The 17,372-nt window shown below is 64.4% G+C and carries 18 protein-coding genes; 7 read left to right on the top strand and 11 right to left on the bottom strand.

Going from position 1 to position 17,372, the window contains the following annotated elements; genetic code table 11:
* Nucleotides 1-7: 7 nt before the first annotated feature.
* Complete coding sequence (gene hisC, locus NYQ83_RS14115; RefSeq protein ID WP_261215445.1) at nucleotides 8-1,099, bottom strand: histidinol-phosphate transaminase; 1,092 nt, start codon at nucleotides 1,097-1,099, stop codon at nucleotides 8-10.
* Complete coding sequence (locus NYQ83_RS14110; protein ID WP_261215443.1) at nucleotides 1,096-1,929, bottom strand: chorismate mutase; 834 nt, start codon at nucleotides 1,927-1,929, stop codon at nucleotides 1,096-1,098. The genes hisC and NYQ83_RS14110 overlap by 4 nt, the downstream gene beginning before the upstream one ends.
* A gap of 135 nt (nucleotides 1,930-2,064) precedes the next feature.
* Here NYQ83_RS14110 and NYQ83_RS14105 point away from each other — a divergent pair, with 135 nt between their 5' ends.
* Both NYQ83_RS14105 and metW read left to right on the top strand, forming a co-directional pair.
* Nucleotides 2,065-3,237 carry a homoserine O-acetyltransferase gene (locus NYQ83_RS14105; RefSeq protein ID WP_261215441.1) on the top strand — a complete coding sequence of 391 codons (1,173 nt, stop codon included), beginning with the start codon at nucleotides 2,065-2,067 and terminating at the stop codon, nucleotides 3,235-3,237.
* Complete coding sequence (gene metW, locus NYQ83_RS14100; RefSeq protein ID WP_370642436.1) at nucleotides 3,234-3,872, top strand: methionine biosynthesis protein MetW; 639 nt, start codon at nucleotides 3,234-3,236, stop codon at nucleotides 3,870-3,872. The genes NYQ83_RS14105 and metW overlap by 4 nt, the downstream gene beginning before the upstream one ends.
* Before the next feature lie 20 nt (nucleotides 3,873-3,892).
* On the opposite strand, the gene NYQ83_RS14095 is transcribed toward metW, so the two are convergent.
* Entirely contained in the window at nucleotides 3,893-4,633 is a 741-nt protein-coding gene (locus NYQ83_RS14095) for a class I SAM-dependent methyltransferase (protein ID WP_234630395.1), read from the bottom strand.
* A gap of 182 nt (nucleotides 4,634-4,815) precedes the next feature.
* Between NYQ83_RS14095 and gloB the strand changes: the two genes are divergently transcribed.
* Complete coding sequence (gene gloB / locus NYQ83_RS14090) at nucleotides 4,816-5,586, top strand: hydroxyacylglutathione hydrolase (RefSeq protein WP_261215439.1); 771 nt, start codon at nucleotides 4,816-4,818, stop codon at nucleotides 5,584-5,586.
* A gap of 46 nt (nucleotides 5,587-5,632) precedes the next feature.
* On the top strand, nucleotides 5,633-6,064 hold the full coding sequence (locus NYQ83_RS14085; RefSeq protein ID WP_261216186.1) for a cupin domain-containing protein: 432 nt from the start codon (nucleotides 5,633-5,635) through the stop codon (nucleotides 6,062-6,064).
* Here NYQ83_RS14085 and NYQ83_RS14080 read toward each other — a convergent pair.
* The 4 genes from NYQ83_RS14080 to NYQ83_RS14065 all read right to left on the bottom strand — a co-directional run bounded on the left by NYQ83_RS14080 (nucleotide 6,013) and on the right by NYQ83_RS14065 (nucleotide 10,107).
* The gene (locus NYQ83_RS14080) at nucleotides 6,013-6,927 is read right to left on the bottom strand and encodes a DMT family transporter (protein ID WP_261215437.1); all 915 of its coding nucleotides are present in this window, start codon (nucleotides 6,925-6,927) and stop codon (nucleotides 6,013-6,015) included. The genes NYQ83_RS14085 and NYQ83_RS14080 overlap by 52 nt on opposite strands.
* Nucleotides 6,928-6,938: 11 nt before the next feature.
* Nucleotides 6,939-7,880 carry a YihY/virulence factor BrkB family protein gene (locus NYQ83_RS14075; RefSeq protein WP_128290727.1) on the bottom strand — a complete coding sequence of 314 codons (942 nt, stop codon included), beginning with the start codon at nucleotides 7,878-7,880 and terminating at the stop codon, nucleotides 6,939-6,941.
* Between the two features lie 72 nt (nucleotides 7,881-7,952).
* Nucleotides 7,953-8,678, bottom strand: a complete 726-nt coding sequence (gene phbB, locus NYQ83_RS14070; protein WP_128290728.1) for an acetoacetyl-CoA reductase — start codon at nucleotides 8,676-8,678, stop codon at nucleotides 7,953-7,955.
* A 253-nt stretch (nucleotides 8,679-8,931) separates the two neighbouring features.
* Nucleotides 8,932-10,107 (bottom strand): acetyl-CoA C-acetyltransferase, encoded by a 1,176-nt coding sequence (locus tag NYQ83_RS14065; RefSeq protein ID WP_128290729.1) that lies wholly within the window; start codon nucleotides 10,105-10,107, stop codon nucleotides 8,932-8,934.
* A gap of 278 nt (nucleotides 10,108-10,385) precedes the next feature.
* On the opposite strand from NYQ83_RS14065, the gene phaR reads away from it, so the two are divergent.
* The gene (phaR, locus tag NYQ83_RS14060) at nucleotides 10,386-10,970 is read left to right on the top strand and encodes a polyhydroxyalkanoate synthesis repressor PhaR (RefSeq protein WP_261215432.1); all 585 of its coding nucleotides are present in this window, start codon (nucleotides 10,386-10,388) and stop codon (nucleotides 10,968-10,970) included.
* Between the two features lie 134 nt (nucleotides 10,971-11,104).
* On the opposite strand, the gene NYQ83_RS14055 is transcribed toward phaR, so the two are convergent.
* The 3 genes from NYQ83_RS14055 to mtgA form a co-directional block, all read right to left on the bottom strand.
* Nucleotides 11,105-12,823, bottom strand: coding sequence for a diguanylate cyclase domain-containing protein (locus NYQ83_RS14055; protein WP_261215431.1), 1,719 nt, complete (start codon nucleotides 12,821-12,823; stop codon nucleotides 11,105-11,107).
* Between the two features lie 234 nt (nucleotides 12,824-13,057).
* A complete protein-coding gene (gene rpmF / locus NYQ83_RS14050; RefSeq protein WP_092813648.1) occupies nucleotides 13,058-13,243 on the bottom strand; it encodes a 50S ribosomal protein L32 in 186 nt (61 codons plus the stop codon).
* A 133-nt stretch (nucleotides 13,244-13,376) separates the two neighbouring features.
* Nucleotides 13,377-14,117 (bottom strand): monofunctional biosynthetic peptidoglycan transglycosylase, encoded by a 741-nt coding sequence (gene mtgA / locus NYQ83_RS14045; protein WP_261215428.1) that lies wholly within the window; start codon nucleotides 14,115-14,117, stop codon nucleotides 13,377-13,379.
* A 52-nt stretch (nucleotides 14,118-14,169) separates the two neighbouring features.
* Between mtgA and NYQ83_RS14040 the strand changes: the two genes are divergently transcribed.
* Both NYQ83_RS14040 and NYQ83_RS14035 read left to right on the top strand, forming a co-directional pair.
* Nucleotides 14,170-15,093: a polyprenyl synthetase family protein gene (locus tag NYQ83_RS14040; RefSeq protein WP_261215426.1), complete on the top strand. Its 924-nt coding sequence runs from the start codon at nucleotides 14,170-14,172 to the stop codon at nucleotides 15,091-15,093.
* Between the two features lie 227 nt (nucleotides 15,094-15,320).
* Entirely contained in the window at nucleotides 15,321-16,271 is a 951-nt protein-coding gene (locus NYQ83_RS14035) for an aldo/keto reductase (RefSeq protein ID WP_261215425.1), read from the top strand.
* A gap of 91 nt (nucleotides 16,272-16,362) precedes the next feature.
* Here NYQ83_RS14035 and denD read toward each other — a convergent pair whose 3' ends face one another.
* Entirely contained in the window at nucleotides 16,363-17,346 is a 984-nt protein-coding gene (gene denD / locus NYQ83_RS14030; RefSeq protein ID WP_261215424.1) for a D-erythronate dehydrogenase, read from the bottom strand.
* Nucleotides 17,347-17,372: the final 26 nt, after the last annotated feature.

The following is a 17,372-nucleotide window of genomic DNA, read 5'->3' as shown; positions in this document are numbered from 1 at the left end:
AAATGGATCAGGCAAAGAAGCGGGTGAGCACGTCCACCACCTTGCGGTTGGCCGCTTCCGTGCCGATGCTCATGCGCAGTGCGTTGGGAAAGCCATAGCCCGTCACCCGGCGCAGAATGCAGCCTTCGGCCCGCAGAGCCTTGTCGGCGGCTTCGGCATTCCTGCCCGGTGTGTCCGGAAAATGGATGAGGATGAAATTGCCGGCGCTCGGCGTCACCGTCAGGCCGAGCTTTTCAAGCTCTTCGCTCACCCAGGGCAGCCATTTTTCGTTGTGGGCGATCGCCGTCTCGACATGGGCGCGGTCGGCCATCGCCGCCGCACCGGCGGCAAGCGAGGGCGCCGACACATTGAAGGGACCGCGCGTGCGGTTGAGGAGATCGATGACGGAGGCCGGACCATAGCCCCAGCCAATCCTGAGCGCGGCGAGCCCGTAGATCTTGGAGAAGGTGCGCGTCATCAGGACGTTCGGCGCTTCGCCCGCGAGCTCGATGCCGCTCTCGTAATCGTTGCGCCGGACGTATTCGGCATAGGCCGCGTCGAGGACGAGAAGGACGTTCGCCGGCAGGCCGCGCTGCAGGCGGCGGATCTCCGAGAAGGGCAGATAGGTGCCCGTCGGGTTGCTCGGATTGGCGAGATAGACGAGCCGCGTCTTCTCCGTGACGCAGGCGAGGATCGCATCGACGTCGACGGTGAGGTCTTTTTCCGGCGCCACGACCGGCGTCGCGCCGGCCGACAGGATGGCGATGCGGTAGACGAGAAATCCGTACTGCGGATAGATCGCCTCGTCGCCCGGCGACAGGAACGTCTGGGCGGCGAGCGTCAGGATCTCGTCGGAGCCGTTGCCGCAGATGATGCGGTCGGGATTGAGACCATGGGCGGCGGCGATCGCCTCACGCAGTTTGCGGGCCGAGCCGTCGGGATAAAGATGCAGGTCGCCGGCGAGCGAACGAAACGCTTCCACCGCCGCCGGGCTCGGGCCGAGCGGGGTTTCGTTGGAGGAGAGTTTGAACGTCTCCCGGCCGCCGTCCCCGCTATCGCCCGGCACATAGGCGGCGATATCGAGGACCCCTTTGCGGGGCGTGAGAGCCTTGGTGCTCATACCTGGTCTTCTTCCGTCTGTTCTTCCTCCTGGCCGACGAAATGGATCGGTGCGGCGAAGGAGCCGAGCTCCACGGGCTCGGAAAAGGTCGCGCCGCGCTTTTCAGCTTCCTCGCGCAACGCGGCGTAGGAGATCGCGCCCGAAATCTCGACGAGGATCTCGTCGCCCTCGCGCGTGACGACGCGCGCGTTGAAGGCGGACAGCGTTTTTTCGAAGGCGCCCGTCGCGTGCATGCGCCAGAGGCGGATATCGGCCTCCGGTGGCACGGACAGCTTGGGGCCGGCGACATAGGCCTCGGCCTGGACGGGGTGGTTCGGCGCGATGATGAAGGGCAGGCGCGCGAAAATCTGCAGATCCTCGCCGTCGAAATCCCGCCACCAGCGCCCGGGCGAGTGGGGGGACAGAATGGCGATGAGATCGCCGTCGCGGCGCAGGGCGGCAAGGGCGTCGGCGTCGCTTGCCGCCGCTTCCGCTGGCACGGAAAAGCCGAACTGAAAGCGCACGAGATCCTGCAGTGCGGCGGGGTCCGTCGACTGGCCGATCAGGATGCGGAAAGGTGCCTGCATCGCGGTGAAGGTGGAGATCACCTCGCGCCAGATGTGCTCGACGGTCGCGAGCGGCAGAATGCCTTCGTGACGCATGACGAGCGCCCGCATCATGTGCGCTTCCCGGTCCGGCCGGAAGGCCGCTCCCGGCGCGCTCGTCCCCTTGATGTGGATGAGTTCGTCGATCACAGCGCTGCGTTCGATCAGAAGGCGATGAACCTCCTCGTCGATGTGGTCGATACGCTGGCGGATCTTGGCAAGCGCGTCGGGTGCCATGGCGCTCATGGGTGTGTCCGGTCTTACTAAACGGCAGGTTTCTTCGCTTTGCTGCATAGCGAGACGGCCCGCTGGACGCAAAGAAAAGATTGACAGGCGCGAAGCTCGCTTCCTAAGCCGCTCAACCACCGAAGGAACGTCGCAATGGATGCCGGTGTGCCAAATCATGCCACCGCCGCTGCCCGGCAGGTGGATTGCCCTTCAAGCCTCTGCATGGCTTTTGCGGAGACGCTTGCGCTCGACGGCGGCGATGCGCTGCCGAGCTTTCAGATCGCCTATCAGGTCTACGGAACACTCAACGCCGACAAATCCAACGCCATCCTGGTCTGCCATGCGCTGACCGGCGATCAACATGTCGCCAACGAGCATCCGGTGACCGGCAAGGCCGGCTGGTGGTCGCTGATGGTGGGGCCGGGCCGGCCGATCGACACGGACCGCTATTTCGTCATCTGCGCCAATGTGCTCGGCGGCTGCATGGGGTCGACGGGACCGGCATCATCGAACCCTGCGAGCGGCGAGCCCTATGCGCTCGATCTGCCGGTCATCACCGTGCGCGACATGGTGCGGGCGCAGGCGCGTCTCGTCGACGAACTCGGCATCGAGAAACTCTTTGCGGTCGTCGGCGGTTCGATGGGCGGCATGCAGGTTCTGCAATGGGCCGTCAGCTATCCCGAGCGCGTCTTCGCCGCGATTCCGATCGCGACCGCGCCGCGCCACACCTCGCAGAATATCGGCTTCAACGAAGTCGGCCGGCAGGCGGTGATGGCCGATCCCGATTGGTGCGGCGGCAAATATCTGATGCTCGGCAAGCGGCCGGCGAAAGGCCTCGCCGTGGCGCGCATGGCGGCGCACATCACCTATCTGTCGGAGAGCGCACTGCACCACAAATTCGGCCGGCATCTGCAGGACCGCGAGGCGCTGACCTTCGGCTTCGATGCCGATTTCCAGATCGAATCCTATCTGCGCCATCAGGGCATGACGTTCGTGGAGCGCTTCGACGCGAACTCCTATCTCTATCTGACGCGGGCGATGGATTATTTCGACCTGGCCAAGGATTTCCGCGGGCGGCTGGCGGATGCCTTTCGGGGGGCCACGTCGCGCTTTTGCGTGATCTCCTTCAGCAGCGACTGGCTGTTTCCGACGGCCGAGAACCGTTCGATCGTGCATTCGCTCAATGCGTCGGGCGCCAATGTCTCCTTCGTGGAGGTGGAGACGGATCGCGGCCACGACGCCTTCCTGCTCGACGAGCCGGAGCTGTTTCGCACCGTCTCAGGCTTTCTGCGCGGTGCGGCACGTGTCAGGGGGCTGGCGGAATGAGCGAGATGCAATTGGCGACGATGGCGGCCGATCCGGACCGCGTCGATCTGCGTGTCATCGCCGGCTTCGTCAGTCCGGGGTCGCGCGTGCTCGATGTCGGCTGCGGCGACGGGGCGCTTCTGAAGCTTCTCGCCCAGGAAAAGGGCGTCGACGGGCGCGGCATCGAATTGTCGCAAAGGGGCGTGAACCAGGCGGTGGCCGAGGGACTTTCCGTCATCCAGGGCGATGCGGACCGCGATCTCGAAACCTATCCCGACGGCGCCTTCGATTTTGCCATTCTGAGCCAGACGCTGCAGGCGACGCGCAATCCGCGCACGGTCGTGGAGAATCTTCTGCGCATCGGCCGGCGGGCGATCGTGTCGTTCCCGAACTTCGGCAATTGGCGCATCCGCAGCCAGTTCATGGTCTGGGGGCGCATGCCGATCACCTCCAACCTGCCCTATAGCTGGTACGACACGCCGAACATCCATTTCTGCACGATCAAGGACTTTTTGACCCTGACGGGCGAGATCGATGCCACGATCGAGGACGCGGTCTGCCTCTATGGGGAAGGCAAGCGGATGACGCAGACGGCTCCCTGGACGATCTGGAACCTCTTCGGCGAGCAGGCCGTGTTCGTTCTGAGCCGCGGTTAGATCCTTCGCGAGGACCGGCCTCAGGTCGCGTCGATCATGCCGACGCCCGGCTGAAGCGCCGGCTTCAGCGCCGGACGGAACGCCCGTTTCGCCTTCACTGTCGTCGCCGGCATCACCACCTTTTGCGCATAGACGCAGGTGACGCCGGAAAACGCCGGCCAGAGATTGCGGCCGAGCTTTTCGATGGCGGGCGACAGGCTGAGGAGCGAGCGGCTTTGCGTCGGCCACATATGGAGCGCGGTCGTCCAGGCGGTAACGTTGAAGCCCGTCTCCTGCAGGAGAGACTTCAGCTGGCTGCGCGAATAGGGGCGGCCATAGCCGAAGGGTGAGGTCTCGACGCGCGCCCACGCCCCCTGGCGATTGGGAACGACGATGAAGACGCGGCCGTTGTTGGTGAGAACGCGGCGCAGCTCCGCCATCAGTTCCGGCGGTTGCGACGAGGTTTCGAGCGCATGGACGAGAATGGCAAGATCGATGGCGGCATCGGGCAGAGGCAGACAGGTCTCCTCCACGAGGGCCGTCGCAGAGCGGCTGGCGCAGGGCCATTCCATAACACCCTGCGGCGCCGGCATGAAGGCGAAGACGCGTTCGGCCCGGCCGAGCTGCGGGCCGAGATAGGGGGTGGCGAAGCCAAGGCCGAGGACGCGATCGCTCGGTCCGACATTGATCAGCCGGTGCATGCTGTCGCGCACATGCCGCGTCACCATTCTGCCGAGAAGGCTTGCGTAGAATTCGCGCAGATCGACGACGTCAAGATGCATCACGTGAACCTGCCAGACCTTCCTCCGTCAGCGCCGTGGCACTGGGACCTAACTGCGCCCCATCGTCTAGCATGCCTTGCTCACGGCTTCATGGCGGGAAATATCGCCCTATACTGGCCGCACGCCAACACCTAACGCCAACACCGAGCGTCCAGCGCAACCCAATCGAGAAGGAGAAGGCCTTGGCGGCACTCGAAATCGTTCAGTTTCCGGCCCGTTCGGACAATTACGCCGTGCTGGTGCATGACCCTGATTCGGGGGCGACGGCGGCCATCGATGCGCCCGAAGCCGATCCCATCATCGAGGCGCTGCAGGCGCGCGGCTGGGTGCTCACAGATATTTTCGTGACCCACAAGCATTTCGACCATATCGAGGGCGTGCCGGCGCTGCGCGAGACGTTTTCCGCGCGCACCATCGGTCCGCGCAAGAGTGCGGCCGCGACCGGCCTCTACGACAAGACGGTGGAGGACGGCGAGACGTTCAAATGGGCCGGCCGCACCATCCAGGTATTGGAGACGCCCGGACATACGCTCGACCATCTCGCCTATTATTTCACCGAGGACGGCGTCGCTTTCGTCGGCGACACGCTGTTCGCGCTCGGCTGCGGGCGGGTCTTCGAAGGCACGGCCGAGCAGATGTGGAATTCGCTGCAGAAGCTGCGCGCGCTGCCGGACGAGACCGTCGTCTATTGCGGTCACGAATATACGCTCGCCAATGCGGAATTCGCCGTCAGCGTCGATCCCGACAATGAAAAGCTTGCCGAGCGCAAGAAGGAAGTCGAAGGGCTGCGCCAGGACGGCCATGCGACGCTGCCGACGACGATCGCGCTGGAAAAGGCGACCAATCCGTTCCTGCGTGCCGATGATCCGGCATTTCAGCAGGCGCTCGGTATGGAAGGCGAGGAGCCTGTCGCGGTCTTTGCCGAGACGCGCAAGCGCAAGGACAATTTCTGAGCGACGGGCGGAAACGATGCCGGGAGAAGACCGGGCCGGCGGCCGGATGGAGAGCCTGAGCGCGGAGGAGGTGATTGCCCTCCTGAAGCTCACGCCGCATCCGGAGGGCGGGTATTTTCTGGAGACGTTTCGCGATGAGCGGGAGGCCGGCGGACGGGCCGCCGGCACGCTCATCTATTTCCTTCTGGCCGAAGGCGAGCGTTCGCACTGGCACCGGATCGATGCGAGCGAGGCCTGGCATTATTACGCCGGAGCGCCGCTCGCTCTCGAGATCGCCGAAGAGGGGGTGGCGCGGCGCCGGCATCTCCTCGGTCCCGATCTCCTCTCCGGCGAGCGGCCGCAATGCGTGGTGCCCGCCTTTGCCTGGCAGGCGGCGGAAAGCCTCGGCGCCTGGACGCTCGTCGGCTGCAGCGTGGCGCCGGGCTTTCAGTTCGAGGCGTTCGAGCTGGCGGAAGCCGGCTTCGAGCCCGGTCTCTGACGCGAGAAGCGCCCGCCCCTTGCGGCAAGAAGTGCGCCTCCGGTGATGAGGAGCGCGGCGACGGCGATCTGCGGCGTCAGTACGCCATAGCCGGCTGCAATCAGGATGATCGTGGAGAGAAGCGGCGCGGCATAGCTCGTCACGCCGAGGAGCTGGATGTCGCCGCGTTTGACACCGATGTCCCAGACATAGAAGGCCGCGCCGACGGGCATCAGGCCGAGGCCGAGGACGGCAAGCCATTCGCCGCCGTCGGCCGGCCACACCGTCGTCTCGAAAAGAAGATGCGCGATCGCCGCGCCGATCGCCGTCGTGCCGCAATAGCCGGCGACGATGCCGGTCGGCACCGAGGCGAGGCGGCGCGACAGCACGGAATAGCTCGACCAGGTGAGGGCGCAGCCAAGTGCTGCGACATAGCCGAGCGTGTAGCGCGGATCAAAGCTCAAGCTCTCGCCCCGGGTGACGATGAGAACCGTGCCGGAGAGGCCGAGAAGCGCGCCCACGAGATGATACCAGCGCAGTTTCTCGCCCGGCAGAAGCGCCGAAAAGACGACGATCAGAAGCGGCCAGAGGTAGGCGATGAGGCCTGCCTCCACCGGCGGGGCGTTTCTGAGCGCGGTGAAATAGAGCGCGTGATAGCCGAAGAGGCCGACCGTGCCGAAGACCCAGACGGAGAGCGGCTGCCGCAGTTCATGAAACCGCCCCTTGGCCCAAAGCCAGATGAAGCCGATCGCGGTGCCGACCGTGAAGGTGAGGGCGGCGAGCTGGAAGGGCGGAACCTCGCCGCTCGCGGCGGTGAAGAGAGCGAGCAGCGCCCACATCAAGATCGCAGTCGTGCCGAGCGCGGTGGCGAGAGAACGGCTCACGCGGCAGCTCCTCAACGCCGACCGAAGGGCAATTTCAGTTGGTGGCGCATCATCCAGGTTTCCTTGCGATTGGTGATCTCGTCGTCGATGGCACGGTTGAGCTCCGCACCGTACTGGAAGATGAGCGCCTGGATATAGAGGAAGAACATCAGCGCTACGATGCCGCCGAGGCCGGCATAGGTGGCGGAATAATTGGCGAAGACGGAGATGTAGAAGGAGAAGATGCGTCCGGCCACCCACCACAGAGCGACGGTCAGGATGACGCCCGAGGCCAGGACGCGCACGCGGCGGTGGTTCGCCGGCAGGAAGATGTGCACCGAGGTCAGCATCGCGACCATGACCAGGAAGAGGATCACGCGGCCGCCGGCGGAGATCATCTCCTGATAGAGCGCCTGGTCGGGGAAATAGGCGCGCACGACGGCAAGCCAGATCGGCAGGGCGACGCCGAGCGCCGAGACGATGATCAAAAACGCCATGCCGAGGAAGACGAAGATGACGCTGCCGCCATAGCGATGCAGGAAATTGCGCTGATCGGAACAGCGATAGGCCTTGTTGAGGGCTTCGCGCACGGCCTCCACGGCGCCGGTGATGGAGACGAGCGTGACGAGAAGGCCGATGGTGATGAGGCCGCCATTGCGGCTGTCGAGGACGCGGTTCACCTCCGGCTCGATGGTTCTCACCATGTGCTCGGGCATGACGTGGAAGGCTTCGCGGGTGAGATAATCGGCAAGTTCCGGGCCGCCGAAGACGCCGGCAAGCGCGATCAGGAACAGGAGAAACGGAAAAAGCGCGAAGATCAGCGAAAAGGCGATGGCGCTCGCCAGCATGATGCCGTCATGGCGCAACAGCCCGGAGATGGCGTTGATATTGACGCGCCAGAGGAAGCGCAAGGCGCGCCAGATCAGCCGGACCAGACGAACGGGCCAGATCTCCTCGCTGTCGCCAAATGCCATGATCGCCTATCAGCAAGGGCCCGGTCGTGAGACAGAAACGACCGCATGCCCTTGCCGTCTGCAGCCGATCTATCAGGGCATGTACTGGCCGCCGTTGGCCGTCAAGGTGGAGCCGGTGATGAAGCCGGCGTCATCGGAGGCGAGAAAGACCACGATGCGGCCGACTTCCTCAGGTTCTCCGAGGCGGCCGATGGGGATCTGCGGCAAAATCCGCTTGTCCATCACTTCCTGAGGGACGGCCTTGATCATCTCGGTGGCGATGTAGCCCGGGGTGATGGCGTTGACGGTGATGCCCTTGCGAGCGCCTTCCTGGGCGAGCGCCTTGGTGAAGCCGAGTTCGCCCGCCTTGGAGGCGGAATAATTCACCTGGCCGATCTGGCCGCGCTGGCCGTTGATCGACGAGATGTTGATGATGCGGCCAAAGCCGCGCTCACGCATCCCGTCCCAGACCGGGCGCGACATGTTGAAGAGCGAGCCGAGATTGGTCTCGATCACCTTGTGCCACTGCTCGCCCGTCATTTTGTGAAACATGGAATCGCGGGTGATGCCGGCATTGTTGACGAGAATGTCGACGGGGCCGAGGTCTTCTTCGACCTGGCGCACGCCCTGGGCGCAGGCTTCTTCGTTGGACACGTCCCATTTGTAGACGGGAATGCCGGTCTCTTCCTTGAAGGCGGCAGCCTTTTCGTCATTGCCGCAATAATTTGCTGCAACTTGATAGCCGGCCTCTTTCAGAGCCTTTGCAATGGCGGCGCCGATGCCGCGGGTTCCGCCTGTGACCAGTGCAGTCCGTGCCATGTATTTCCCCCCGTCAGTGGCTCCTCAAGGAGCTCGTTACCGTCCCTGCATGTGACCAGGATGACGAAAACCTTGCGTTGAGCAAGGGCATTCATGCATATCGCGCGTGAAAATTTCTCGGCCGGAAGAATAGCTCAGGCCAAAGGGGTGCCGGCGGAGACGCCGAAGCGGCGCCTCCGTCACCAGCGCAATTGCGCGACCGCCCGACGGCGAATGCGTGCTTCCTGCGGCTGCGCGGCGGGCGTGACGGGGCTTAGGGGCGCTCTACGCACATGGCGACGCCCATGCCGCCGCCGATACACAAGGTGGCGAGCCCCTTTTTGACGCCGCGGCGTTGCATCTCGAAGAGAAGCGTCGTCAAAACCCGCGCGCCGGAGGCGCCGACCGGATGGCCGATGGCGATGGCGCCGCCATTGACGTTGACGATCTCCGTGTTCCAGCCGAGATCCTTGTTGACCGCACAGGCCTGCGCGGCAAAGGCCTCGTTGGCTTCGATGAGCTCGAGGTCGTCGATGGTCCAGCCGGCCTTCTCAAGCGCCTTGCGGGAGGCGGGGATCGGTCCCGTGCCCATCACGGCCGGATCGACGCCCGCGGTTGCCCAGGAGACGATGCGAGCAAGCGGCTCGATGCCACGCTTTTCCGCCATTTCGGCCGTCATGATAACGGCGGCTGCCGCGCCGTCGTTGATGCCCGAGGCATTGCCTGCGGTGACGGAGCCTTCCTTGTCGAAGGCTGGACGCAGGGCGGAGACCTTCTCGATCGTGGTTCCGGCGCGGATATATTCGTCGTCCTCGACCACCGTATCGCCCTTGCGGCCCTTCACGGTGACGGGGACGATCTCGTCCTTGAAGCGGCCGGCCTTCTGCGCGGCTTCGGCCTTGTTCTGCGAGGCGACGGCGAAACTGTCCTGCTGTTCGCGGGTGATCTGCCACTGACGGGCGACGTTCTCGGCCGTCACGCCCATATGGTAGCCGTTGAAGGCATCGAGGAGCCCGTCCCTCAGCATGGTGTCGACCATCTTGTAGTCGCCCATCTTCACGCCCTGCCGAAGATAGGCCGCATGCGGGGCCATCGACATGGATTCCTGGCCGCCGGCGACGATGATGTCGGCATCGCCCTGGGCGATCTGCTGCATGCCGAGCGCGACGGCGCGCAGGCCGGAGCCGCAGAGCTGATTGATCCCCCAGGCAGTCGTCTCTTTCGGGCAGCCGGCGGCCATGGCGGCCTGCCGGGCCGGATTCTGGCCCTGGGCCGCGGTGAGGATCTGACCCAGGATGACTTCCGTCACTTCCTCCGGCGACACGCCGGCACGGTCCAGCGCGCCTTTGATGGCCACCGCGCCGAGATCGTGCGCCGGCACGCTCGCAAAGGCGCCGTTGAAGGATGCAACCGGGGTGCGTGCGGCACTCGCAATAACGATATTGGGCAAAAGCTCCTCCTCTTTCGGGCCTGTTCGTGGGGCGATTGTCGATCGCTAAGGCAAAAAAAGCAGCATTCGTCGGCCCGCCAATACAAAGTTAAAGAGCGCGGCGGGCGGGGCTGTCAACGAGGGGTAGAGCTGGGTTTTTGCGCAAAAGGGTGGGGATTTCAGGCAAAGCGTGGCCTTCGCGCTGTTGGGCGGTGCAAAAAGAATTGGCAACGACTGCCTATTTCCCGTTATCCTGCCCTCTGAAGGCGAATGAGTTCCAAAGCGGAAACCAGCACTGCATGAGCCAAGAGACCCCAACCGTTATCAAGAAATACGCCAATCGGCGTCTCTACCACACAGGCACCTCGACCTATGTGACGTTGGAAGATCTCGCCGAGATGGTGAAAGCCGGCGAAGATTTTACTGTCACGGATGCCAAGACCGGAGAGGACATTACACGCGGTGTCCTCGGCCAGATCATCTTCGAGCAGGAAAACAAGGGACAGCATCTTCTGCCGATCGCCTTTCTGCGTCAGCTGATCCGGTATTACGGCGACAGCATGCAGACCTTCCTGCCCACCTATCTCGAAACCTCGCTGTCGGCCTTCAGCCGCAATCAGGACAAGCTGCGCGACCAGATGAGCCGTGCGCTCAAGGGCGACGCTTTCGGAGCGATGGAGGAGCAGGCGCGGCGCAACATGGACATGTTCACCGAGGCGATGCGCATGTTCACCCCCTTCCCGCAGGCGGGTTCCGCGGCGGCGGGCACGCGTTCGGCGCCGCGAACGGCGGAAGGTCAGGCGGAAGAGATCGAGGCTTTGCGCGAGCAGCTTCGCGAGATGCAGCGCACCATCGAGACGATCGCGAGCGAGCGCAAGCAATAGGAGTTTGTTGCGGCGCGAGATCCTGATCGGATCGGGAACTGCGACTGCAGCCGGCTGTTCGAAGAACGCCCGACAAAATCAACCGGGCGAAATCGTCTCGCCCACCTCAGCGCGGCGAGATCAACGTGGCGAAATCAGGCCGGCTTCTTTTCGATGAGGGGGAAGCCGGCTTTTGCCAGGCGCGCCTCTTCCTCTGTGGAGGAGGTGCCGGATACGAGGGCCTTCAGCCCCATTGCGGCGACAAGATCGGCCGTGCTCGTCCAGGCGCGATCTTCGACCTCTGCCTCGTCCATGCGCAGTTGCGCCAGCTCAAGCTCGAGGAATTCGAGCCCCATCTGCCCCAAAGGCCGCGCATCCCAGAACCGGCCGTCGAAACGACGCACGGCGAGCTTCGCGCCCAGGGTGCGCACGCTCTCCACGAGTTCTGCGGCCTCGTCGCCGCGGGCCAGCAGCGTGTCGAACGGTACCGCGATGATGAGGCGGTCCGGGGCGCCCGACGTCTCGCGCAGGATGCGCTCCAGATTGGCGAGCCAGACTTCGTTTAAGAGCGCGCCGGTGGAGACGCCGAGGCAGAAACGCTGTTTGGGCGCGGCCGAGAGGCGTTCGCGCGCCAGATAGAGAAGGCGCATGTCGACGAGCTGCGCGAAGCCCAGCCCTTCGGCGCGGTCGACGGCTTTGCCGGCGGGGACGAGGTCTCCGTCCTCGTTCAAAAGATGCGGTGCGAGATGCAGAAAGACCGTCTTGCCGGTCTCAGCCTCGCGCACGGGGATCTGGGACAGGATGAGGCGGCCTTCGCGCACAGTGCGCAAGAGCTCGTCGACATCGTCTTCCCGGGCTTTCTGGGGCTCGCCGACGCCTGGCTCGTCGACCCTATCGATGACGAGGTGGCCGCCGCCTGCCTTCTGGGCGCGGATCAGCGCACGGCGGACGGCGTCGAGGCAATCGCGCATGCTGTTGGCTTCGGTGCCGGAGACGACGAGTGCGCCGACCGAGACGACCGGAACGACGACGCGGTCACGCAGCGGGATGGTAACCGTCATCATCCGCTCGGCGATGCGCTGAACGGCCGTCTCCGCCTCCTGCGGGTCGATGCGGTTCAAGATGATGCCGATCTCGCCCTCGGCGAGTTCGCCGACCACATCGGTGTCGCGCACGGTCTTTTCGATCGTGGTGGAGAATTCCTGCAGGATCGGGTCGATGATCTGCGGCCCGTAGGTCTCGGCCGCCAGCTTCAGATTGTCGATCGAGACGACGGCGAGGATGAAGGGGACGGCGTAGTGCTGGGAGACGGCGAGCGTGTCTTCCAAAAGCCTGAGAAAACTGGCGCGCTCCTTGAAGAAGCGGGGCCTTTCGGCCTGTTGCGGATCGCCGGGACCGGCCGGTTGCACGCGGACCGCGCCACGGGCGAGAACCGGTTCGCCTTCGTGATTGCCGTACCAGCGGCCGCGGTCGCGGACCCAGATTTTTCGCTTGTTGCCTTCGCTGCCGACGCGCAGGGCGTAGGTGACTTCGTAAGGCACGCCGTCACCGTAATCGACGGCGATTGCGTGGCGCACCGCCTGGGTGCGGTTCATCAGACTGTCGGGATCGACGAGGGTCTCGAAGTCGCGGCCGTTTTCGATCTTGCGGAGATTGGGAATGCCGAGGGCGCCGGCCGCATTGCTCGCCCAGCGAAGCTTATCGGTAGCGAGATCCCATTCGTAGACGGTTTCGCCGATTTCGGTGAGGATCGCCTGTGCGGTGGCACCGGCTGCGGGATGCTGAGACGCGGACGGGGCGGCCACCACCGGCGTCGTATCCGGCACGTAGTCGCCACGCGAACCCGCGACATTCTTCGTGCTGCGTTTTGCCAATCCCGCCGGCCCTTTTCCCCGCGACCAGAGGCAATTGTGGCAGAACCGGATAAATCGCCGGTTAAGAAGCGTAACCGGATTGTTCTGTCTCGTTCCCCAGCATGAGGCGGAGGGTCGCAGGCGGCAGAGTTTCGGCGACGCCTGCGTCCCGAGACAGGCTGGCCCGAACGCGAAAAGGCCGGCGCGAGGCCGGCCTTTATAAAACTTCCGAGCTTTGAGCCCGAAATCGAACCGTTAGACGGATGCCTTCGGCTCGAGGATCTGACGTCCGCGATACTTGCCGGACTTCAGGTCGATATGATGCGGGCGGCGAAGTTCGCCGGAATCCTTGTCTTCGACATAGGCGGGCTGCTTCAGCCCGTCTGCGGAACGCCGGAAGCCGCGCTTCATCGGCGTGGTTTTTCTTTTCGGAACAGCCATCTCAAGCTCCGTGAATGGATTTAGCGGGCAACGCCCATAGCCGGACGGCCCGCGACATGCAGGCTCGACGTTTGGCGACCATATAACCCCTCAAAGGCGTTTTGGCCAGCGGTTCGATGAAAATAGCACGCAACTACTTCGTCAGGCAGTCGATATGCGGCCCGGCCGCGGCGGCGCGACGTGCAAAGAGCCTGGCGAGATCGCGCGTCACCGGACCGGGATTGGCCGGGTTGCGCAGGTCCGGAGCCGGCAGGGTCGCGGCGAGGCGCGCGCCTTCGGCTCGTGTGAGGTTTGCCGCAGGGCGGTTGAAATAATGCTGGGCCGCGGCCTCGGCGCCGTAGATGCCGCGATCCCATTCGACGACATTCAGGTAGATTTCCAGAATCCGCCGCTTCGAGAGGACGAGGTCGGCATAAAGCGCCAGCGGAAATTCCACCGCCTTGCGGACGTAAGAGCGGCTCGGCCACAAAAACAGGTTCTTGACCGTCTGCATGGTGATGGTGCTCGCACCGCGCATTTCGCCGCCTTTCTGCGCTTCGCGCCAGGCAGCCCGCAATTCGCCGAGATCGATCCCGTGATGGCGGCAGAACTTTGCGTCCTCGGCCATCACCACCGCGTTGACGAGATTGGGGGAGATGTCGTCGAGGGTGACCCAGCTGCGTTCAATTGGCGCGCCGCCCAGGCGTTTGACCAGCATCAGTGTCGTCACCGGCGGGTTGACGATGGAATAGATCGGAATGAGAAGCAGCGGCAGTATAAGAACAAGGAGGAACGCCAGGACGAGACGGCGAAACCAAGATCGGCGCCGCTTGCGTGGGCGCTCCTCCTCCGGCTCGGGGCCGCGAGGTGCTGTCGCGTTGCTTTCTTCCGCCATTGCCTGCAACTGATCTCTCCGCCGTCCTCACCGTCCTGCTTGCTGCAAAATCATGACAATCACAACATCAGCAAATCCAAGCCGCTTTCTTCCGCTCCACACGGCGTTTGTCGAGCGCCTCAACGGCGAGCTCGACGCCGTGCTTCAGCCCGAGCGCCTCGACGCCGTCGGGACCGCGCCGGAGCGCCTGGTCGCCGCCATGCGCCATGCGCTTCTTGCCGGCGGCAAGCGGCTTCGTCCCTTCCTGCTTGCCGAGACGGCACGGCTCTTCGGCCGCGATGATGAATGTCTCAGGGCTGGTGCGGCGGTCGAATGCCTGCACACCTATTCGCTCATCCACGACGATCTACCGGCGATGGACAATGACGACCTTCGTCGCGGTCTGCCGACGGTGCATCGCGCCTTCGACGAGGCGACGGCCATTCTTGCCGGCGACACGCTTTTGACGTTGTCGTTCCAGCTTCTCGCCGAGCCGGAGACGCATCCGGACGCCATGGTGCGCTCAGAACTCGTCTTGATGCTTGCGAAGGCGACCGGGGCGGGCGGCATGGCGGGCGGTCAGATGCTCGATCTCGCCGCCGAGCATGCGACGCTGACCGCTGATCAGGTGCGCAATCTGCAGGCCATGAAGACCGGGGCGCTCATTGCCGTCTCCTGCGAGATGGGGGCCTGCCTCGCCGGGGCGGGCGAGGAGGATCGCGCCGTGGCGCGCGATTTCGGGGCGGCCCTCGGCCTTGCCTTCCAGATCGCCGACGATCTCATCGACAAGCAATCGACGAGCGAGGAGGCCGGCAAAGCGACCGGCAAGGACGAGGCGGCCGGCAAGGCGACGCTCGTGCATCTTCTCGGCGCGGAGGAAGCGCGCCGGCTTCTCGACGCCACCATCGCCGAGGCGGAGACGATGATGGGCCGCTACGGCGAACGCGGCGAAACCCTCGTGGCGGCCGCCCGCTTCATCGCCCAGCGCAGTCACTGAGCCGCTTCTCGTTCGACGCCGGAGGCGGCCTCTTGCGGTCGCCCGGTGCGCTTCTGCACGCGCTTGGCCGGGAGCGTTCTTCGGATTTTGCGACGAGCGCTTTTGTTGACCTTTTTTAATGCGGCAGTCGGTTCCGTAACCGCGGAGGCGGTCTATCTCTCTTGCCATCGGGTATTTCGCGGCCGCAGCGATCAGCTCGATGCAGGCCGCCAGCAATGGAGTTTCAGATGGACAAGCGGCTTTTGGGACGGACCGGCCTTGAGATTTCCCCCGTCGTCTTCGGCGGAAACGTTTTCGGCTGGACGGCCGACGAGGCGACGAGCTTCGATCTTCTCGACCGGATGGTCGATCTCGGCCTCAACACGATCGATACGGCGGATGTCTATTCGGCCTGGGTCGACGGCAACACGGGCGGGGAATCGGAAACGATCATCGGCAAATGGCTGAAGGCCGACCCGTCACGGCGCGACAAGATCGTTCTCTTCACCAAAGTCGGCTCGGAGATGGGCGAGGGCAAGAAGGGCCTGTCGGAGCGCTGGATCACGCAGGCGGTGGAGGATTCGCTCGCACGCCTCAACACCGATCATATCGACCTTTATTTCTCGCACTGGCCGGATGCCGACACGCCCTATGAGGAGACGCTCGGCGCTTATGACAAGCTTCTGAAGGCGGGCAAGATCCGCGCCGTCGGGGCCTCCAATCTCGACGCCGCGCAGCTCGGCGAGGCGCTGAAGGTTGCCGAAGACAAGGGCCTGCCGCGCTACGACGTGCTGCAGCCGGAATACAATCTCTACGACCGCTCGAAATTCGACGGGGCTTTGCGCGATCTCGTCATGCGCGAAGAGATCGGTGTCGCGACCTATTTCAGCCTCGCCTCCGGTTTCCTTTCCGGCAAATACCGCTCCAAAGAGGATCTTTCGAAGAGCAAGCGCGGCGCCGGTGTCGAAAAATATCTCGATGCACGCGGCATGCGCATTCTCGAGGCGCTCGACAAAGTGGGTGCAGCGCATGGTGCCAAACCGGCCGAGGTGGCGCTTGCCTGGGTGATCGCGCGTGAGGGCGTGACGGCGCCGATTGCGAGCGCGACGAGCCGCGAGCAGCTGCAGAGCCTCGCCAAGGCGGCGGACTTGCAGCTTTCGGCCGAGGATGTCCGCACGCTCGACGAGGCGAGCCGCTGAGGTCTGGGCTCTCTGCCCGGGGATTGCCAGATGATCGGGATCAGAGGACCGATGGCGGTTCTCTGATCCTCAAAACTTTCAGAGAGACGCTTCAGGCGAGGATCGGCGGTTTGCCGCCGTGCTCGTCCTCGACATGGGCGCGGACGATGCCTGCGAAATCGCTCTCGGCCTCGAAGCCGTGGTCGCGGGCGCGGCGGGCTGCAATGTTCGCCGGCCAATTGTGGACGAAGCCTGCGATCGTCGCGTCCGGCTCCTTGCGGATGAGCGCCACGGCCTTGTCGCCGCCGATTTCCCGAAGCGCGGCGATTTCCTCGCCCACACTGGCGCTGACGCCGGGCATGGCGAGCGCGCGGTGGCCTTTGAGCGCGTCCGTATCCATCGTTGCGGCGTGGAGGAAGAAGTTCACGGCCGAGCGCGGGCTGGCGAAAAAGTGCCGGACATCCTCGCCGACCGGAAGGACGGTCTCTTCCCCCTTCAGCGGCTCGCGGATGATGGAGGAGAAGAAGCCGGATGCGGCGCGGTTCGGTTTGCCGGGTCGCACGCAGATCGTCGGCAGGCGCAGGGAGATGCCGTCGAGGATCTCGCGACGGCTATAATCGCTGACGAGCAATTCGCCCATCGCTTTTGCGGTGCCGTAGCTCGTCAGCGGGCGCAGTTCGACATCGTCCGGGATCGGATCGGCGAAGGGCGGCCCGTAGACCGCGATCGACGAGGCGAAGACGACGCGCGGCGCATAATTGGCGCGGCGGACCGCCTCCAGAAGCGCCCGCGTGCCGTCGAGATTGATACGATAGCCTTTGTCGAGGTCGGCCTCTGCCTCGCCCGAGACGACGGCTGCGAGATGGAAAATGACGTCGGGGCGCTCGGCCATGACATGCTCGATCAGGGCATGATCGGTCATGTCCCCGACGACCGGGAAGATCGCCGTGTCTTCGGAGCCGTAGGTGTGCGGCTCGACGATGTCCTGAAGGGTGATCTTGGTCACCGGCCTGCCGCCGAGTGAGCCCGTCGCGACCAGGTTCTCGGCAATCCTGCGCCCGATCATGCCGGCGGCGCCGGTGATGAGAATGTGCATGGCGGCTCCTTGTTTTTCTCGGCCGC

It is taken from the genome of Afifella sp. JA880 (assembly GCF_025379905.1).
Classification (GTDB): Bacteria; Pseudomonadota; Alphaproteobacteria; order Rhizobiales; family Afifellaceae; genus Afifella; species Afifella aestuarii.
This window is presented reverse-complemented; position numbering and strand designations above follow the sequence as displayed.